This window comes from Burkholderia sp. S-53 (assembly GCF_025560745.1).
Classification (GTDB): Bacteria; Pseudomonadota; Gammaproteobacteria; order Burkholderiales; family Burkholderiaceae; genus Burkholderia; species Burkholderia pyrrocinia.
The window spans coordinates 2,976,977-2,995,724 of sequence record NZ_CP090483.1; the positions used below are offsets into that span (position 1 = coordinate 2,976,977).

Annotated in this window: 19 protein-coding genes; 9 read left to right on the forward strand and 10 right to left on the reverse strand. The window is 68.7% G+C overall.

Annotation, left to right across the window (positions count from 1 at the left end; all coding sequences use genetic code 11):
* Positions 1-78 precede the first annotated feature (78 nt).
* From LXM88_RS18850 to murB, 3 genes are all read right to left on the reverse strand, one after another.
* Complete coding sequence (locus LXM88_RS18850; protein ID WP_262536027.1) at positions 79-1,161, reverse strand: SRPBCC domain-containing protein; 1,083 nt, start codon at positions 1,159-1,161, stop codon at positions 79-81.
* Positions 1,158-1,529, reverse strand: coding sequence for an ArsR/SmtB family transcription factor (locus tag LXM88_RS18855; protein ID WP_262536028.1), 372 nt, complete (start codon positions 1,527-1,529; stop codon positions 1,158-1,160). Before LXM88_RS18855 ends, LXM88_RS18850 begins: the two co-directional genes overlap by 4 nt.
* Positions 1,530-1,763: 234 nt before the next feature.
* Positions 1,764-2,813, reverse strand: a complete 1,050-nt coding sequence (gene murB / locus LXM88_RS18860; RefSeq protein WP_262536029.1) for a UDP-N-acetylmuramate dehydrogenase — start codon at positions 2,811-2,813, stop codon at positions 1,764-1,766.
* A gap of 137 nt (positions 2,814-2,950) precedes the next feature.
* Here murB and LXM88_RS18865 point away from each other — a divergent pair, with 137 nt between their 5' ends.
* Entirely contained in the window at positions 2,951-3,436 is a 486-nt protein-coding gene (locus LXM88_RS18865; RefSeq protein ID WP_262536031.1) for a YajQ family cyclic di-GMP-binding protein, read from the forward strand.
* 72 nt (positions 3,437-3,508) lie between these two features.
* Here LXM88_RS18865 and plsY read toward each other — a convergent pair whose 3' ends face one another.
* Together plsY and ybaK are read right to left on the reverse strand one after the other, a co-directional pair.
* On the reverse strand, positions 3,509-4,147 hold the full coding sequence (plsY, locus tag LXM88_RS18870; RefSeq protein ID WP_262536033.1) for a glycerol-3-phosphate 1-O-acyltransferase PlsY: 639 nt from the start codon (positions 4,145-4,147) through the stop codon (positions 3,509-3,511).
* A 108-nt stretch (positions 4,148-4,255) separates the two neighbouring features.
* The gene (ybaK, locus tag LXM88_RS18875) at positions 4,256-4,747 is read right to left on the reverse strand and encodes a Cys-tRNA(Pro) deacylase (protein WP_262536034.1); all 492 of its coding nucleotides are present in this window, start codon (positions 4,745-4,747) and stop codon (positions 4,256-4,258) included.
* 240 nt (positions 4,748-4,987) lie between these two features.
* Here ybaK and LXM88_RS18880 point away from each other — a divergent pair, with 240 nt between their 5' ends.
* Positions 4,988-6,550 (forward strand): class I adenylate-forming enzyme family protein, encoded by a 1,563-nt coding sequence (locus LXM88_RS18880; RefSeq protein WP_262536035.1) that lies wholly within the window; start codon positions 4,988-4,990, stop codon positions 6,548-6,550.
* Positions 6,551-6,598: 48 nt separating this feature from the next.
* On the opposite strand, the gene xerD is transcribed toward LXM88_RS18880, so the two are convergent.
* From xerD to queG, 3 genes are all read right to left on the reverse strand, one after another.
* Positions 6,599-7,549: a site-specific tyrosine recombinase XerD gene (gene xerD / locus LXM88_RS18885; protein WP_262536037.1), complete on the reverse strand. Its 951-nt coding sequence runs from the start codon at positions 7,547-7,549 to the stop codon at positions 6,599-6,601.
* Positions 7,546-8,016 (reverse strand): methylated-DNA--[protein]-cysteine S-methyltransferase, encoded by a 471-nt coding sequence (locus tag LXM88_RS18890; RefSeq protein WP_262536038.1) that lies wholly within the window; start codon positions 8,014-8,016, stop codon positions 7,546-7,548. Before LXM88_RS18890 ends, xerD begins: the two co-directional genes overlap by 4 nt.
* A gap of 64 nt (positions 8,017-8,080) precedes the next feature.
* Complete coding sequence (queG, locus tag LXM88_RS18895) at positions 8,081-9,316, reverse strand: tRNA epoxyqueuosine(34) reductase QueG (RefSeq protein WP_262536039.1); 1,236 nt, start codon at positions 9,314-9,316, stop codon at positions 8,081-8,083.
* A gap of 17 nt (positions 9,317-9,333) precedes the next feature.
* Between queG and tsaE the strand changes: the two genes are divergently transcribed.
* Positions 9,334-9,885, forward strand: coding sequence for a tRNA (adenosine(37)-N6)-threonylcarbamoyltransferase complex ATPase subunit type 1 TsaE (gene tsaE, locus LXM88_RS18900; protein WP_262536040.1), 552 nt, complete (start codon positions 9,334-9,336; stop codon positions 9,883-9,885).
* The gene (locus LXM88_RS18905; RefSeq protein ID WP_262536042.1) at positions 9,867-11,393 is read left to right on the forward strand and encodes an N-acetylmuramoyl-L-alanine amidase; all 1,527 of its coding nucleotides are present in this window, start codon (positions 9,867-9,869) and stop codon (positions 11,391-11,393) included. Before tsaE ends, LXM88_RS18905 begins: the two co-directional genes overlap by 19 nt.
* Positions 11,394-11,447: 54 nt before the next feature.
* On the opposite strand, the gene LXM88_RS18910 is transcribed toward LXM88_RS18905, so the two are convergent.
* Positions 11,448-12,326 carry an EamA family transporter gene (locus LXM88_RS18910; RefSeq protein ID WP_262542876.1) on the reverse strand — a complete coding sequence of 293 codons (879 nt, stop codon included), beginning with the start codon at positions 12,324-12,326 and terminating at the stop codon, positions 11,448-11,450.
* Positions 12,327-12,559: 233 nt separating this feature from the next.
* On the opposite strand from LXM88_RS18910, the gene LXM88_RS18915 reads away from it, so the two are divergent.
* Entirely contained in the window at positions 12,560-13,441 is an 882-nt protein-coding gene (locus LXM88_RS18915; RefSeq protein ID WP_262536044.1) for a pirin family protein, read from the forward strand.
* Between the two features lie 52 nt (positions 13,442-13,493).
* Complete coding sequence (gene trxA, locus LXM88_RS18920; RefSeq protein WP_262536046.1) at positions 13,494-14,342, forward strand: thioredoxin; 849 nt, start codon at positions 13,494-13,496, stop codon at positions 14,340-14,342.
* A gap of 100 nt (positions 14,343-14,442) precedes the next feature.
* On the opposite strand, the gene tcdA is transcribed toward trxA, so the two are convergent.
* Positions 14,443-15,300 carry a tRNA cyclic N6-threonylcarbamoyladenosine(37) synthase TcdA gene (gene tcdA / locus LXM88_RS18925; RefSeq protein WP_262536048.1) on the reverse strand — a complete coding sequence of 286 codons (858 nt, stop codon included), beginning with the start codon at positions 15,298-15,300 and terminating at the stop codon, positions 14,443-14,445.
* Positions 15,301-15,428: 128 nt separating this feature from the next.
* Here tcdA and pdxH point away from each other — a divergent pair, with 128 nt between their 5' ends.
* The 3 genes from pdxH to LXM88_RS18940 all read left to right on the forward strand — a co-directional run bounded on the left by pdxH (position 15,429) and on the right by LXM88_RS18940 (position 18,742).
* Positions 15,429-16,073 (forward strand): pyridoxamine 5'-phosphate oxidase, encoded by a 645-nt coding sequence (pdxH, locus tag LXM88_RS18930; RefSeq protein WP_262536049.1) that lies wholly within the window; start codon positions 15,429-15,431, stop codon positions 16,071-16,073.
* A gap of 120 nt (positions 16,074-16,193) precedes the next feature.
* Entirely contained in the window at positions 16,194-17,414 is a 1,221-nt protein-coding gene (locus LXM88_RS18935) for an SAM-dependent methyltransferase (RefSeq protein ID WP_262536050.1), read from the forward strand.
* A gap of 23 nt (positions 17,415-17,437) precedes the next feature.
* Entirely contained in the window at positions 17,438-18,742 is a 1,305-nt protein-coding gene (locus LXM88_RS18940) for a DUF72 domain-containing protein (RefSeq protein WP_262536051.1), read from the forward strand.
* Positions 18,743-18,748: the final 6 nt, after the last annotated feature.

An 18,748-nucleotide genomic window follows, 5' to 3' on the forward strand; every position in this document is an offset into this window, starting at 1 on the left:
AGCGATAAGCGCCGGCCCAGCCGGCGCTTTTTATTTTCCCGCCACCCGCGCGGGATGCGTGCTCATGCCGATGCCCCGTCAGCCCGGCGCCGGCTGCGTCGCGGCGAAGCTTGGCCGCTCGCGCATCACCGCCTGCGCACGCGTGACGTTCGGGCATTTCCGCAGCAATTCGGCGCCTTCGGGGAACATGCCCACGTAAGCCAGGATCGGCGCCAGGAACAGATCCGCCATCGACAACGCGCTGCCGACCAGGTAATCGCGCCCGCCGTACGCCGCATCGAACACCTGCAGATGCTGGCCGATTTCAGGCAGCGCCGCGTCGATCACCGCGCGATCGGGCTGGCCGTTCTCGCCTTTCGGGAAGACGTACTGCAGCACGTAGCGGCGCACCATCGCGTCGTACGCGTGGCAGTTGATCAGGCTGATCCACTGCTCGCCGCGCGCATGCGCGGTGACGCCCCACTGGGCCAGCAGGCTCGGGCCGTCGAACCCTTCGTCGATATAGCCGAGGATCGCACGCGTTTCGTAGAACTCGATCGGACCGTCGCAGAATGCCGGGATGCGTCCGAACGGGTTGTGCGCGAGCACTTCCGGCGAATGCGGCGGCAGCGGCTGCAACGTGTACGCGACGCCCTTTTCGACGAGCGCCATGCGCACGGTCCGGCAATAGGTGCTGCGCGGATCGCCGATCACGACGACGGTACCCGCGCTGCCTTCCGGGTCCAGCAGATCGTTGAGCCGGTTGAACACCGATTGCCACCCGCCCATGTGCGAATCGCGCTCGGCCTCGCCCGGAAAGCCGCTGTGACGCATGTGCAGATGCGTGCCACCGTCCTGGTCGGTGAACGTGACCTCGATCAGCGTCTTCAGGTCGGCCGGCATCGACCCGGCCTCCCACGCCCACGTGTACGCCAGAAAGTCGACCCGATCGACCTTCTGGTATTCGCCGCCCGCGATGTGGCGCGAACCGTCGCGCCCGCCCATCACCATGCGGTACTTGCCGCCGACCCGCGCGTCGGCGCTTGCTTCGATCACGCTCATCCCGCGCGGACAATGCCAGGTCGCCAGCGCGGCTTCGTTCGTGAACGCGTCGAAAACACGTTCGCGCGGCGCGCGGATGAACCGGTTCAATTCGAGATGAAACGTCGCTGCCTGACTCATGACTTCTCCCGCCGTGGTGGGGCGTCGCCGCCGGCCGTGCCGCCCGCGCACGATTCGACAAACGCCGTCAGTCGATCGAGGCTCTCTTCCCAATATTGCCGATAGGCTTCGAGCCATCCGTGCGCATCGCGCATCCCGTCCGCGCGCAACCGGCAGATTCGCCAGCGCGCATTGACTTCCCTCTCGATCAGCCCCGCCTCCGCCAGCACGCGAAGGTGCTTCGAAATCGCCGGTGCGGACATGTCGAACGGCCGGGCCAGCTCGCCGACGGGCGCCGCGCCCTCGGCGAGCCGCACCAGGATCGCGCGCCGGGTAGGGTCGGCCAGCGCGGAGAACACCGCAGACAGGGAATCGGATGTGGAACGCATGATTTCATTTAACCTCAAGGTTAAATGAGAGTCAAGGGAATGACGGGTGTGGCGGTCGGGGGGGACGCGACGGCGTGGATGGACGGGCGGCAGAACGGCACGACGCGTGCATCGCCGCCGAGCGGTGCGGCGCGAGGTGGGACACGCCGGTGCGCTTCGAGAAAAAAGGACGGTTTGCCGTGTGGAATCGGCAGAAGCCGGCGCGACTCCGTTACGCGGGCGTCGTGGCCCGGCTTACAGGCAGACCGGCTCCGGCTCCAGCTCGACGCCAAATTTCGCGAACACGTCGTGCTGGATTGCCTGTGCCAGCGCGAGCACGTCGGCACCCGTCGCGCCGCCGCGATTGACGAGCACGAGTGCCTGGCGGTCGTGCACGGCTGCCGCCCCCATCGCACGCCCCTTCCAGCCGCAGCGGTCGATCAGCCAGCCGGCCGCGAGCTTCACCTGCCCGTCCGGCTGCGGATACGACACGACCTCGGGCGCGCGGGTGCGCAATGCATCGAACTGCGCGGCATCGATCACCGGATTCTTGAAGAAACTGCCTGCGTTGCCGAGCACGAGCGGATCGGGCAGCTTCGCGCGGCGGATCGCGACGACCGCATCGAACACGTCGCGCGGCGTCGCCGCATCGGGCGCGATGCCGCGCGCGTCGAGCTCGCGCGTGACGTCCGCGTAGCCGAGCCGCGGCGTCCATTGCCTGGGCAGCCGGAACGTCACCGACACGATCGCGAACCGGCCGCGCCCTTCCCGCTTGAAGAAGCTGTCGCGATAGCCAAACGCGCAGCGCGCGGCGTCGAAGCGCTCGCTGCGCCCCGTCGCGAGCTCGACGGCGACCAGCGAGTCGAAATACCCCTTCATCTCGAGGCCGTACGCGCCGATGTTCTGGATCGGCGCGGCACCGACGGTACCCGGGATCAGCGCGAGATTCTCGAGGCCCGGCATCCCGTGCTCGAGCGTCCACGCGACGAACGCGTGCCAGTTCTCGCCGCCGCCGGCCTCGACGTACCACGCGTCGTCGTCCTCGCGCACGATGCGGCGGCCCGCGATCTCGTCGAGCAGCACGACGCCGTCGAAATCGCGCGTGAACACGACATTGCTGCCGCCGCCGAGCACGAGCTGCGGCAGGTTCGCGACGCGCGGGTCGCGATGGAGCGCCTCGAACTGCGCCGCGTGCGTGATGCGCGCGGCAAAGCGTGCGTTCGCGTCGATACCGAACGTGTTGTGCGCGGCAAGCGGATGGTCGGGAAGCAGCGACAGGGCGGAATCGTCAGGAGGCATCGGCATTCGCGGTCACGTCGGCCCGGGCCGGCAAATGGCCGGTGTTGGGCAAACGGAGGGGCATCGGTAAAATGGCAAACAGTCCGCAATTATAGCGAGTGCCCGCGCGCGAGCCGGGTGCCCGCATCTCAAGGGAGAAAACCATGCCATCGTTCGACGTCGTTTCCGAAGCGAACATGATCGAAGTGAAGAACGCCATCGAGCAGTCGAACAAGGAAATTTCGACGCGCTTCGACTTCAAGGGCTCCGACGCGCGCGTCGAGCAGAAGGAACGCGAGCTGACGCTGTTCGCCGACGACGATTTCAAGCTCGGCCAGGTCAAGGACGTGCTGATCGGCAAGCTGGCCAAGCGCAACGTCGACGTGCGCTTCCTCGACTACGGCAAGGTCGAGAAGATCGGCGGCGACAAGGTCAAGCAGATCGTCACCGTGAAGAAAGGCGTGACCGGCGATCTCGCGAAGAAGATCGTGCGGCTCGTGAAGGACAGCAAGATCAAGGTGCAGGCGAGCATCCAGGGCGACGCGGTGCGCGTGTCGGGCACGAAGCGCGACGACCTGCAGAACACGATCGCGATGCTGCGCAAGGACGTGACCGATACGCCGCTCGACTTCAACAACTTCCGCGACTGATCGGCCGCCGATCCGTCATCCCGCCGGGCCCCGCACACGCGGCGCGCCCGGCGCGCGGCAAACGCCGCTTCCTCAGGCCTTCCCGCCGTCCTGCGCGCCGCCGTCGGCGGCCGCCTTCTTCTTGTCGCCGATCCGGCTCTCCTGCCCCGCGAGCAGCTTCGAAATATTGCCGCGGTGACGCCAGATGAGCAGCACGCTCATCGCGAGCACGGCCCATGCGACCGGGTTGTGGCCCGTGCCGAACAGGAACACGTCGAACACCGGCGCGAACACGGCCGCCGCCAGCGCCGCGAGCGACGAATAGCGGGAGAAGAACGCGACGATCAGCCAGGTCAGCGCGGTCGCGAGCCCGAGCACCGGGTGCACGGCGAGCAGCACGCCGGCCGCGGTCGCGACGCCCTTGCCGCCCTGGAAGCGGAAGAACACCGGATACAGGTGGCCGAGGAACACGGCGATCGCCACCCAGGCGACCGCGACGTCGGGCAGGCCGAAGCGCCGCGCGAGCCACACGGCGATCCAGCCCTTGAACGCATCGCCGACGAGCGTCAGGATCGCGGCCTTCTTGTTGCCGCTGCGCAGCACGTTGGTCGCGCCGGGATTCTTCGACCCGTACGAACGCGGGTCGGCCAGGCCCATCGCACCGCTGACGACGACGGCGAACGACACCGAACCGATCAGGTAGGCAACGAGGGCGGCGAGCAGGATCTGCATGCGGAGGACTCTTCTTTCAACGTATCGGTAAAGGGAAGGCTGTGCGCGGCAAGCCGAAACGGCGCCCATTCTACCGAACGAGCGCGGGCTGCCACGAAGGTGAAACCCTCAGTCGACGCTCGCGCACTGCACGGGCTGCGCGTCGAGCAGCGACGTGAGCACCGCCGGCGCGAGGCTGACGAGGTAGCCGCGGCGGCCGCCGTTCAGGTAGATCGTCGGCAATTCGAGGATCGTCGCCTCGACGTAGACGGGCATCGTCTTGCGCGTGCCGAACGGCGACGTGCCGCCGACGAGATAACCCGAGTGGCGGTTCGCGACGTCGGGCTTGCACGGCTCGACGCGCTTCGCGCCGATCTGCCGCGCGAGGTTCTTCGTCGACACGGTGCGATCGCCGTGCATCAGCACGATCAGCGGCTTCGCGTGTTCGTCCTCCATCACGAGCGTCTTCACGACGCTGTGCTCGTCGACGCCGAGCTGGCGCGCCGATTCGCCGGTGCCGCCGTGTTCGACGTATTCGTACGGATGCTCGCCGAACGCGACGCCGTGGCGGCGCAACAGCTGGGTCGCGGGGGTTTCGGACACGTGTCTGGATTTGCTCATGGCGGCATTCTAATGGCGAACGACCGGCGGGCGCGCGATGGCATGCCCGCGCCGGCGGTATACTCGCGGCCCGTTTTCCGCCGGGCGGCCCGCGGCATCGCCGCAACGATCCCGCTCATCATCATTGCGGACATCGCGAAGCGCTATTGCCCGATTGGCCGATTGTGGCGCGCGCGCCGTCATGGCACGATCGTTCGCAAACATCGTCACGCCGCCGCCCGCCCCTTTTCTGGAGACGCCATGCCCTCGACCATCCGTTCATCCGAGCCGCTCGACGTCGATGCGCTGCTGGCCGCGCTGCCCGGCCGAATCGCCGACGTGCCCGCGCGCTGGGCCGCGCAGGCGCCCGCGCATCCGGCGCTGATCGAAGACGCGCGCCGCCTGTCGTACGGCGACTTGTCGCAGGCCGTCGATGCGGCCGCCGCGCGGCTCGCGAGCCTCGGCGTGCAAGGCGGCGACCGCGTGATGATCGTCGCGGAAAACTGCGTCGCGCAGATCGTGCTGCTGTTCGCGGTCGCCCGCCTCGACGCGTGGGCGCTCGTGTCGAACGCGCGGCTGTCGGCCGGCGAACTCGATGCGATCGCCGCGCACGCGGGTCCGAAGCTGATCGCGTTCGCGACGGATGCATCGCCCGACGCACGTGCCCACGCGACGCGGCTCGGCGCAACGCCCGCCGGCGCGCTGCCGGTCGACATCGGCGCATGGTCGTATCGCGTCGACGCGAGCGCGCCTGCCGAACCGGTGGCCGCCGACGGTGCCGCGCAATGCGCGGCGCTGATCTACACGACCGGCACGACCGGCGCGCCGAAGGGCGTGATGCTGTCGCACCGCAACCTGCTGTTCATCGCGGCGACGTCGAGCACGCTGCGCCGCGTGTCGCCGGACGACGTCGTCTACACGGTGCTGCCGGTGTCGCACGTGTACGGGCTCGCGTCGGTCTGCCTCGGCAGCCTGTATGCAGGCGCGACGCTACGGCTCGCGCCGCGCTTTGCGCCGGAGGCCGTGCGCGTCGCGCTCGCCGACGAAGGCGTCACGATCTTCCAGGGCGTGCCCGCGATGCACGCGAAGCTGCTCGAACACCTGCACACGCACGGCCACGCATGGCACGCGCCGCGCCTGCGCTTCGCGTATTCGGGCGGCTCGCCGCTCGATGCGAACCTGAAGGCGCGCGTCGAGCGCACGTACGGCGTGCCGCTGCACAACGGCTACGGAATGACCGAAAGCAGTCCGACGATCACGCAGACGCCGCTCGACGCGCCGCGCGCCGACAGTTCGGTCGGCGTGCCGATTCCGGGCGTCGACATGCGGATCGTCGCGCCGGACGGCACCGACGTGCCGCCGGGCGAAGTCGGCGAGATTCGCGTGCGCGGGCCGAACGTGATGCTCGGCTACTACCGCAACGCGGATGCGACGCGCGCGGCCGTATCGCCGGACGGCTGGCTGCGCACCGGCGATCTCGCGCGGCAGGAGGCGGACGGCGCGGTGACGATCGCGGGCCGCAGCAAGGAACTGATCATCCGGTCCGGCTTCAACGTGTATCCGGTCGAAGTCGAGCAGGTGCTGAACGCGCATCCGGACGTCGTGCAGGCCGCCGTCATCGGCCGCGCGGTCGAAGGCAACGAGGAAGTGCTCGCGTTCGTCGAGCTGGTGCCCGGCGCGGCGGCGAACGAAGCGGCGTTGCACGCATGGTGCGCGGAGCGGTTGGCGCCCTACAAACGCCCTGCTCACATCCGCGTGCTCGACGCGCTGCCGGCCGCGTCGACCGGCAAGGTGCTGAAGCACAAGCTCCGCGAGCTGGTCTGACGCCGGCCGGCACGGCGCTGTGCAGCGCCGTGCCTTGCCGGATTCGCGCTAACCGCGCGGGTGGTGTTGCGCGTGCAGCGTCTTCAACCGCTCGCGCGCGACGTGCGTGTAGATCTGCGTGGTCGAGATGTCGCTGTGGCCGAGCAGCAGCTGCACGACGCGCAGATCGGCGCCGTGGTTCAGCAGGTGCGTCGCGAACGCATGCCGCAGCGTATGCGGCGACAGGTGCGCGCGCACGTCGGCGTGCTGTGCGTGGCGCTTGATGATGTTCCAGAACTGCTGGCGCGTCATCCCGTCGCCGCGCGTAGTCACGAACAGCGCATCGGCCGCACGCGCGCCGAGCAGCGCCGGCCGCGCGTCGCGCAGGTAGCGCTCGATCCAGCCGTGCGCGACTTCGCCGAACGGCACGAGCCGCTCCTTCGAGCCCTTGCCCATCACGCGCACGACACCCTCGTTGAGGCCGACCTCGACGGTCTTCAGCGTCACGAGCTCGCTCACGCGCAGCCCGCTCGCATACATCAGCTCGAGCATGGTGCGATCACGCAGGCCGAGCGGCGTGCCGATGTCGGGCGCGCCGAGCAGCGCCTCGACCTGTGCCTCCGACAGCGTCGACGGAAACCGCGCCGCCTGTTTCGCGGACGTGATCCGCAGCGTCGGGTCGGCGCTCGCGCGATGCTCGCGCACGGCCCACCCGTAATAGCGACGGAACACCGACAGCCGCCGGTTCGACGACGTCGCCTTGCCGTCGCTGCGCGCGGCGATGTAGCCCGTCACCATCGCCTCGTCGGCCGAATCGAGCGGCGCGTCGTGCGTCGCGGCCAGCCATTGGGAAAACAGCACCAGATCGCGCCGGTACGCGTCGAGCGTGTTGCGCGCGAGCCCGTGCTCGAGCCACAGCGCATCGCAGAACACGTCGATCGACGCGCGGCTTGCGAGCAGCGCGGGCGATGCCGCGGCGGCATCGCCGTCGGCTTCGGGGGACATCAGCGGTTCGCTCATCGGTACGGCACGCCCTCATGCGCCAGCAGCCAGCGCTTCACCTTCTGGTAATAACCGTTGTCGTCGTGGTTCGCGAAGCCGCCGAGGCCGCCCGCCGCGACGACGCGATGGCACGGGATCACGAGCGGGAAGTAGTTCGCGCCGCACGCCTGGCCGACCGCGCGCGGCGCGCTGCCGATCCGCTTTGCAACCTGGCCGTAGGTCAGCACCGTGCCGGGCGGGATATCGCTGATCACGTCCCACACGCGGTGCTGGAACGCGCTGCCGACTTCGGCGAGCGGCAGGTCGAAACGCGCCGACGCGCGCTCGAAATAACGTTCGATCTGCTTGACTGCGCGCTCCGCGAGCGGCGAATCCGGATCGACCGACTTCACCGATTCGGGCAGATAGACGATCTCGCGCACCACCGCGGCATCCGTGCGGATGCCGACCTTGCCGAACGGCGCGTCGATGACTGCATTGAACATTGCCCTCTCCTGAGCGATGGATGCGCGCGGCACCGCCGCGCGCCGACGACACTTTACGCCGCCTTCACGCGGCACGCAGCGCCCATTCGACATGCTCGCGCACGACCGGCGACGGATCGTCGGCCCGCGCGCGCAACGCGGCGACGATCGCGTCGCGCGCCTGTGGCGCAAGCCGGTCCGCGCTCGCGCGCAGCGCATTGCCGAGCCCGACCGCGAGATTGCGCAGCCAGCTTTCGTAGCCGATGCGCCGGATTGCGCTGCCCTGCATCCGCGTATCGAACGTTTCCGCGTCCCACCCGAACAGTTCGACGAGCGTCGCGCGGTCGAGGCCGTGCCGCACGTCGAAATCGGCCACCGGCGCAGCCTGCGCGAACTTGTTCCACGGGCACACGAGCTGGCAGTCGTCGCAGCCGTACACGCGATTGCCGATCATCGGCCGCAGCGGCTCCGGAATGCTGCCTTTCAGTTCGATCGTCAGGTACGAGATGCAGCGGCGCGCGTCGACGCGGTACGGCTCGACGATCGCGCCGGTCGGACACGCGTCGATGCAGCGCGTGCAACTGCCGCAGTGTGCGCCCGGCGTCTCGGGCGCGATGTCGGGCGACGTGTGCGCGTCGGTCGGCAGCGGCAGGTCGACGTAGATCTCGCCGAGGAAGAACAGCGAGCCCGCATCGCGCTGCAGCAGCAGCGTGTGCTTGCCGCGCCAGCCGACGCCCGCCTTCTGCGCGAGCTCGACTTCGAGCACGGGCGCCGAGTCGGTGAACACGCGGTAGCCGAACGCGCCGATCTCGCGCTCGATGCGCTCCGCGAGCGTCTGCAGCCGGTTGCGCAGCACCTTGTGATAATCGCGGCCGCGCGCATAGATCGACACGACGGCCGCCTGCGGATCGTCGAGCCGGGCCCGTTCGCGTGCGCGCCAGTCGTGCGGCGCGAGCGCGCCGGGCCCGCCGTCGGGCGCGCCGGCGGCGAGCGTTTCGGCCGGCAGGTAGGCGAGCCGCACGGAAATCACGCGTCGCGTACCGGCCACAAGTTCGGCCGGCCGCGCGCGTTTCGTCCCATGTTTCGCCATATAATCCATTTCGCCGTGGTATCCGGCTTCCAGCCAGGCGGCGAGGCCTGCTTCGGCATCCGAGAGATCGGTATCGCTGATGCCGATCGCCCCGAAACCCAATTCGCGCCCCCACGCCCTGATGCGCGCGGCGAGCGCAGTCAAGGCCGCATCGTCGAGCGCGCACGGCGCCGCGCCTTCGGCACGAGTCGAAGGCCTGTCGGATGCGGCGAGTTCCGGTAATCGGTTCATCGCACTATTTTACGAGAATGCCAGCCACGTCCCATACGCCTCATGCCGTCATGCTGCCTGCCCCGTTCGCGGAGCGCGTGATCGCGCTCGCCGACGAGGCGGCGACCGAGGCCTTCGGCACGCGCTTCGCGCACGCGCTCGATGCGGCGCGCCTCGATCTCGCCCGCGCGCACGCGTTCGACGGGCTGCAGATCCAGCTGGTCGGCGATCTCGGCGCGGGCAAGACGAGCCTCGTGCGCGCGATCCTGCGCGGCCTCGGCCACACAGGACGCGTGCGCAGCCCGACCTACACGCTCGTCGAGCCGTACGCGCTCGAACGCGACGATGGGGAACTCGAGGTCTATCACTTCGATCTGTATCGATTCAACGATCCGGCCGAATGGTCCGACGCAGGCTTTCGCGAGTATTTCAATTCCAGCGCGATCTGCCTCGTCGAATGGCCGCAACAGGCGGGTGCACTGCTCGGCGTGCCCGATCTGGTTTTCTCGCTCGACGTGGATGGCGATGGCCGTGCCCTCACCGTCCGGGCGTACAGCGCTTCAGGAAAGGCATGTCTCGAAAGATGTTGATCAAACCGTTCCGCTCGATCGAATCGGCGGCCACCGCGACGCATAACTGGCGGCGCCGCCAGATCCTGTGCGCGGGCGCGTCGACGTTGGTGCTCGGTCTCGTCGCACCGCGGCTCGCGCATGCATCGTCGGTGCTCGGCGTGCGCGTGTGGCCCGCGCGCGATTACACGCGCGTCACGATCGAATCCGACCAGCCGCTGCAGAATAGCCAACAGCTGCTGCAGGGTCCCGACCGTCTCGTCGTCGACCTGAACGGCCTCGATCTCGACCAGGCGCTGCGCGACCTCGTGTCGAAGATCGCGCCGAACGATCCGCAGATCCAGTCGGTGCGCGTCGGCCAGTATCAGCCGCACGTCGTGCGGATGGTGTTCGACCTGAAAGGCTCGGTGAAGCCGCAGGTGTTCACGCTGCCGCCGGTCGGCACCTACAAGTACCGGCTCGTGTTCGACCTGTATCCGGCCGTCGCGCCCGATCCGCTGACCGACCTGATCGCGCAGACGGAACGCAAGGAACAGGCGCTCAACGACACGGCACGTGCGCAGCAGATGCAGCCGCCGAGCGCGCTGAACGGGCCGGCCACGCCGCCCGTCGCGGGCAACGACAACAGCGACGCATTCTTCCAGCGCTTCGCGCAGAACACGCCGGCCACGCCGCACGCGCCGCCCGCCGCGGCCACGCCTTCGACGCCCGCGAAGCCGGCCGTCAAGCCGCCGCCCGTCATCGCACGCCGCGACGACAGCGACGACGACGGCGACACCTACAAGTTCACCGCGCCGAAATCCGGCAAGGGCGGCACCGTGCGCCTGCTGACGGTCGCGATCGATCCGGGCCACGGCGGCGAGGATCCGGGCGCGATCGGCGGCGGCGGCACGTACGAGAAGCACATCGCGCTCGACATCGCGAAGAAGCTGCGCGCGAAGATCGACGGTGCGCCGAACATGCGCGCGATGATGACGCGCGACGCCGACTTCTTCGTGCCGCTGAACGTGCGCGTGCAGAAGGCGCGCCGCGTCGGCGCCGATCTCTTCGTGTCGATCCACGCGGATGCGTTCACGACGCCGTCCGCGCGCGGCTCATCGGTGTTCGCGCTGTCCGACCACGGCGCGACGAGCGCCGCGGCGCGCTGGATGGCCAACAAGGAAAATTCGTCCGACCTGATCGGCGGCATCAACATCAAGACGGCCGACGCGGCCGTGAACCGCGCGCTGTTCGACATGTCGACGACCGCGCAGATCCGCGATTCGCTGCGCTACGGCAACTACGTGCTGAAGGAAGTGGGCGGCATCAACAAGCTGCACAAGGGCTCGGTCGAGCAGGCCGGGTTCGCGGTGCTGAAGGCGCCCGACATCCCGTCGATCCTCGTCGAAACCGCGTTCATCAGCAACCCGGAAGAAGAGAGCCGGCTCAACGACGACAGCTATCGCGACCAGATGGCCGACGCGATCTTCCGCGGCATCAAGCGTTATTTCGCCGCGAATCCGCCGCTCGCGAAGAACCGGATGGCCTGACGGCCGTACCCGGCCACCCCGCCCCGCCGCCGGCACGCAGCGCGTGCCGGCGCGTCACGACACCGCGACGCGGCGCATCAGTTTCCCGCCGAACACGTTCACCGCGAGCCCTCCCATCACGAGCGCCGTGCCGATCAGTTGCGCGCGCGTCAGGTGCTCGTCGAGCAGCAGCGCCGACGACGCGAGGCCGACGATCGGCACCAGCAGCGAGAACTGCGCGACCTGCGCGGCCGGGTAGCGCGACAGCAGGCGGCTCCACAGCCCGTAGCCGAGCAGCGTCGCGACGAACGCGAGATAGACGACCGCGAAGATCGACGCACCGTTCAGCCCGGCGAGCGCGGTCGCGATCCGCTGCGGCCCTTCGAACCACAGCGACAGCAGGAAAAACGGCACGGGCGGCACGAGGCTCGCCCACACGACGAGCGACACGAGGTTCGCTTTCCCGACCTTCTTCGTGACGATGTTGCCGACCGCCCACATCGCGGCCGAGCAGATCGTCAGCAGGAAACCCGCGATCGTCATCGCGCGGCCGCCCTGCGCCGCGATCACGACGAGCCCGCCCGCGGCGATCGCGAGCCCGACCAGGTTCTGCACGCGCAGCCGCTCGCCGAGGAACAGCATCGCGAACACGAGCGTGAAGAACGCCTGCGACTGCAGCACGAGCGATGCGAGGCCGGCCGGCATGCCGACGTACATGCCGGTGAACAGGAACACGAACTGGCCGAGCTGGATCGTCGCGCCGTACAGCACCAGCAGGCGCCACGAAATCTGCGGCCGGCGCACGAAGAACACCGCGGGCACGGCCGCGAGCGTGAAGCGCAGCGCGCCGAGCAGCATCGGCGGCATCCCGTGCAGGCCAACCTTGATCACGACGAAGTTCACGCCCCACGCCAGGATCACGACCAGCGCGAGCAGCAAGTCCTTCGGGGCCATCATCGGCGTCTCCTCGATTGTCGAATCGATGTACAAGGCACCCCCACCCTGTCGCTTCGCGCCAGGGCCCCCGAGGGGGTCAAGAAAACCTGGGGCGGCCCGGCGTTTTCTTCAGAAGCGCGTCAGTCTACCGGGTTTCGCCGCAGGGCCCGATACCCGCGCAGCGCGCATGGAATCGTCGGCGGGCGGCCAGTACAATGACCGGGATCCCCCGCCGCCCCACAGGACCCGCCATGACCGCCTCGATCAAAGCCCTGCTGAAGCCGCACGTGCGCGACATCGGCAACCAGCAGGTGCGCCGCACGCTGCCCGCGCTCGCCGCGCGCCTCGTCGGCCCGTTCATCTTCTTCGATCACATGGGGCCCGCCACGCTGCCGGCCGGCACGGGGCTCGACGTGCGCCCGCATCCGCATATCGGGCTTGCGACCGTCACCTACCTGTTCGACGGCGCGATCCTGCACCGCGACAGCCTCGGCTCGCAGCAGGAAATCGTGCCGGGCGACGTGAACTGGATGACGGCCGGCCGCGGGATCGTCCATTCCGAACGCACGCCCGACGCGCAGCGCGCAAACGGCCACACCGTGCACGGGATCCAGACCTGGGTCGCGCTGCCGCGCGCGCACGAAACCACCGAGCCGTCGTTCGAGCACCATGCGGCCGACACGCTGCCGCAGCGCGACGAAGACGGCGTGTCGCTGACGGTGATCGCCGGCGACGCATTCGGGCTGCGCTCGCCGGTCACGACGTTCTCGCGCACGCTGTATGTCGCGGCCGCATTCGCGGCCGGCAGCCGCATCGAACTCGATGCGTCGCACGAGGAGCGCGCGGTCTACGTGGTCGACGGCGATCTCGCGATCGACGGCACGCCGGTTCCGGCCGAGCAGATGGCCGTGCTCGCGCCGGGCGCAACGGTCACGCTGACGAGCGCCGGCGGCGCGCGCGCGATGCTGCTCGGCGGCGACAAGATCGACGGCGAGCGCTTCATCGAATGGAATTTCGTCGCCAGCAGCCGCGACGCGATCGCGCGCGCAAAGGAAGCCTGGACGCGCCAGGAAATGGGCAAGGTGCCGGGCGAGACCGAGTGGATTCCGCTGCCCGAGTCGAAGCCGCGTTGAAAAAGGGGCGCGCTGCCCCCATCCTGACGATATTCGAACCGAAGAGAACGACATGGACACCACGCTTGCCACATTCGAGAAAGACGTCATCGAGGCGTCGCTGGACACGCCCGTGCTGGTGGACTTCTGGGCGCCGTGGTGCGGCCCCTGCAAGACGCTGGGCCCGCTGCTCGAAAAACTCGAAGCCGATTACGACGGCCGCTGGAAGCTCGTGAAGGTCAACGTCGACGAGAACCAGGAACTCGCCGCGCACTTCCAGACGCGCAGCATCCCGCACGTGATCGCGTTCGCCGACGGGCGCCCGGTCGACCAGTTCGTCGGCGTGCTGCCGGAAGGCCAGTTGCGCGCGTTCCTCGACCGGCTGCTGCCGGCACCCGAGGAAGCCGAACGCCGCGCCGCGCAGTACGCGATGGCCGAATCGCGCTACGACGACGCGCTCACGCACCTCGAAGCGGCGCTCGCGCTGAACCCCGGCTTCGACGACGCGCGGCTCGACCTGATCGACCTGCTGCTCGCGCACAACCAGGTCGAAGTCGCGCGCGCCGAGGCCGAGCGGCTGTCGCCGCAGATCGTGGAAGGCGGCGATCCGCGCTACCAGGCGATCAAGACCCGTTTCGACGCGCTCGACGCAACCGCCGACCTGCCGCCGACCGACGCGCTCGAAGCACGCATCGCGGAGAACCCGGGCGATCTCGACGCGCGCTTCGACCTCGCGCAGAGCCTGATCGCGCGGCGTGCGTATGAAAGTGCGCTGGAGCAGTTGCTGGAAATCGTGCTGCGCGACCGCGCGTACGGCGACGACCTCGGCCGCAGGACGATGATCTCGGTGTTCGAACTGGCCGGCGACCGCCCCGATATCGTCGCTGCGTGGCGGCGCAAGCTGAGCATGGCGCTCAACTGACGAACGGCGGGCCCGGGCCGCGACGGCGCGGCCGGGTCGCCGTATCGCCGGCAGCGCGTGTGCCGCGCCGCAGCATGAAGCAACGCCCGCGCTTCGCCGCTCAGCCGGCGGCTTGCGCCGCAATCGCGCGCAGCGCATGCGCGGCGGCCGCAAAACCGAAGCTCGCGGTCACGCACACGCTCGAACCGAATCCCGCACAGTTGAGCCCCGCGACATGCGCGGCCGCGGACGGCTCCGCGCCGTCCTCGATGTCGCACGCGGCCGCTTCCGGATAGATCAGCGGCTCGTCCGAATACACGGCGCTGACCTTGAAACGCGCCTTCGGCCCGCGCGGAAAGCCGTGCTGCTTGCGCAACTGCGCGCGCACCTTCGACAGCAATGGATCCTGGATCGTCAGCGCGAGATCGTCGATGCGGATGCGCGTCGGGTCGAGCTGCCCGCCCGCGCCGCCGACCGTGACGAGCGGCTGCCGCTTCGCGACGCACCACGCGATCAGCGCAACCTTCGTGCGCACGCTGTCGATCGCGTCGATCACGTAGTCGAAACCGCCGCCGAGCAGCGCGTCGAAGTTGTCGGGCTCGGCGAAATCCTCGATCCGGTTCACGCGGCACGCGGGATCGATCAGCGCGATCCGCTCGGCCATCGCGTCGACCTTCGGCTTGCCGTAATTGCCGTCCAGCGCATGGATCTGCCGGTTCGTATTGCTTTCCGCGACGTTGTCGAGATCGATCAGCGTCAGCGTGCCGATCGCGCTGCGCGCGAGCGCCTCGGCCGTCCACGACCCGACGCCGCCGATCCCGATCACCGCGACATGCGCACGCTCGAAAGCGGCCGCCGCCGGCGCGCCGTACAGCCGCGCGACGCCGCCGAAACGCCGCTCCCGATCCACGTCAAGCTGGATTGTCGGGCTCGGGGTAAGATCAGAAGAACTGGGCGGGGCAGTATCGGCGGCAGACATGGCAGCAAGGAAAACGTAAGTCGAGCAGCCCTCTATTTTGCCTGAACTCCCCGCTCGCACGCGCCACTGTGCACGCACGATTCTCGCGCGTTCGCTATACTGGCCCCAGATTGAAGCGTTTGCATAACATGACGACTCTCGCCGATCTCCGCATCAACTATTCACGTGCTTCGCTCGACGAAGCCGATGCCGCCCACGACCCCTTCGTCCAGTTCGACCGCTGGTTCAAGGAGGCGCTCGCCGCCCAGCTGCCCGAGCCGAACACGATGACGCTCGCAACCGTCGGCGCCGACGGCCGGCCTTCGGCCCGGATCGTGCTCATCAAGGGCGTCGACGAACGCGGGTTCGTCTTCTTTACCAATTACGAAAGCCGCAAGGGACGCGACCTCGCCGCGCATCCGCAAGCGGCGCTGCTGTTCTACTGGATCGAGCTCGAGCGCCAGGTGCGCATCGAAGGCCGGATCGAGAAAACCAGCGCCGAAGAAAGCGACCGCTATTTCGCGTCGCGCCCGCTGGGCTCGCGCATCGGTGCATGGGCGTCCGAGCAGAGCGCCGTGATCGACAGCCGCGCGACGCTCGAAGCGCGCGAAAAGGCAGTCGGCGAACGCTACGGCGACAATCCGCCGCGCCCGCCGCACTGGGGCGGCTACCGCCTCGTACCCGACTCGATCGAGTTCTGGCAGGGCCGCCCGTCGCGGCTGCACGACCGCCTGCTCTATACGCGCGACGCCGACACGTCGCCGGACTGGACGATCTCGCGCCTGTCGCCCTAAGCGCGGCGCCGGCGCACGCCGGTCGTGTCTCGTGTTGCATCCGGGCGCCCGCGTCGCAAGCGGCGGGCGCCGTCAAGATACTTGGCTGTATTCGATTCAACGAACAAACGGAGATTCCAAATGTTCTGGGAAAAGAAGCTGGCACAGTGGGCGGACGAAGTACGGGCGAAAGCGAACATACCGGCACGCCTCGTGCTGTGGAACGGCGACCAACTCGATTTCGGCACTTTCAGCGCGCCGCAGGTCACGCTGAAGGTGAACAGCGCGTCGGCGTTGCCGCTGCTGCTCGAACCGAGCCTCGACAATCTCGGCGAGGCGTACGTGAAAGGCAAGATCGACATCGAGGGCAAGGTGTCGGACATCATCAACATCAGCTACTCGCTCGCGCGCAGCACGGTGACGAGCGCGAGCAAGCTCGCGCGCGTGAAGCGCTACTTCAGCCACACGAAGAACACCGACAAGAAGGCGATCCAGTATCACTACGACGTCTCGAACGAGTTCTACAGGCTGTGGCTCGACGAGAACATGGTGTACTCGTGCGCGTACTTCGAGAACGGCGACGAAGATCTTGCCACCGCGCAGGTCAAGAAGATCGACCACATCCTGACGAAGATCCAGTTGCAGCCGGGCCAGCGCCTGCTCGACATCGGCTGCGGCTGGGGTGCACTCGTGCTGCGCGCCGCGCAGAAGTTCGGCGCGACGTGTCTTGGCGTGACGCTGTCGCAGAACCAGTACGACCTCGCGACCGCGCGCGTGAGGGCTGCGGGATTGGAAGACAAGATCGAGATCCGCCTGCAGGACTACCGCGAGATCGACGGCCAGTTCGACCGCATCACGAGCGTCGGGATGTTCGAACACGTCGGCCGCAAGAACCTGCCGCTGTACTTCTCGCGGGTGCGCGAACTGCTCGCCGACGACGGCATCGCGATGAACCACGGGATCACGTCGACCGACGCGGAAAGCGGCGAAACGGCGCTCGGCGGCGGCGAGTTCATCGATCGCTACGTGTTCCCGGACGGCGAGCTGCCGCACATCAGCCTCGCGCTCGAAGCCGCGCAGCGCGGCGGGCTGGAAGCGGTTGACGTCGAAAGCCTGCGGCGGCACTATGCGCGCACGCTCGAAATCTGGACGGAAAACTTCGAGGCGAAGGCCGAGGAAGCGCGAAAACTCGTCGACGACGAAAAATTCCGCATCTGGCGCGTGTATCTCGCCGGCTGCGCGTATGCGTTCGAGCACGACGACGTGTCGATCTTCCAGATCGTGTGCCGCAAGGCCGGACGCAGCGCGAAAACGCTGCCCTGGTCGCGGCGCTATATGTACGAACGCGCGCTGCCGCGCTAGGCGGCGCTTCACGCTGGGCATGCATGGGTGACGGCAGGACGCGGCGCAAGGCGCCACCGGAACGACGGCAGCACGACGACACGGACGGGTCGCACGCCGACGGACAATTCGACCTGTTCGGCGTGCCGGTGGACGCCGCACGCGCGTCGCCGCCCGCAGACGACACGCCTCCCGCAAACGCCGGTGAACGCGTGACTTCGAACCCGCATGACGATGCACGACAGGCACCGCCCGCCCGTGCGACCTCCAGTCCTCCCGACTCCGACGAAGCACCACCGCCCGCCTCCGGCCTGCTGTGGGACGAACCGTCGCCGCCAGCCGCGCCGCCGAAGCAAGGCCGGCGCCGGCGCGGCGTGCTGCCCGCGCCGATCGCGGCGGACGTCGCCGACGCAGCGGCCGGCCTGCCGCCGAATGTCCGGCTCGGCACGTCGTCGTGGTACTTCCCCGGCTGGAACGGCATCGTCTACGACGGCGATTTCGCGCAGACGAAACTGTCGCGCGAAGGGCTCGAAGCGTACGGCGCACATCCGCTATTGAAGAGCGTGAGTCTCGACCGGTCGTTCTACGGCCCGCTGTCCGTCGCCGACTACCTGCGCTACGCGCAGCAGGTGCCCGACGATTTCCGCTTCGTCGTGAAGGCGCCGGCCTCGGTGACCGACGCGGTCGTACGCGGCCGGCGCGGCGAGCCGGCCGGGCCGAACCCGACCTTCCTCGACGCGCAGCTCGCCACCCGGGAATTCGTGCAGCCGTGCCTCGAAGGGCTCGGCCGGAAGGCCGGCGTGCTCGTGTTCCAGTTCTCGCCGCTGCCCGATCATCTGCTCGCCGAACCGGCCGCGCTGATCGACCGGCTCGCCGCGTTCTTCGCGGCGCTGCCGCCGCTGCCGCCGGAAGCCGACGGCCCGCGCTACGCGATCGAGATCCGCGACGCGAGCCTGCTCACGCCGCGCTTCATCCGTGCGCTCGCCGCGCTCGGCGTGCGCTACTGCGTCGGCCTGCACGCGCGGATGCCCGACCCGCTGCGCCAGGCCGCCGCGCTCGCGCTGCTCGACGGCGACGCGCCGGGCCCGCTGATCGTGCGCTGGAGCCTGCACGGCGGCTTCAAGTACGAACAGGCGAAAGCGAAGTACGAACCGTTCGACAAGCTCGTCGACGAGGATCCGGCGACGCGCTCGGCGCTCGCCGAACTGGCCGCGCGCTACGCGCTGGCCGGGCAGCCGGTGATCATCACGATCAACAACAAGGCGGAAGGCTCCGCGCCGCTGTCGTGCATCGCACTCGCGCGCGAGATCGCCGCCGCGTGCGCGCAGTGGCGCAACGAGGCGGCTTAGGGCCGG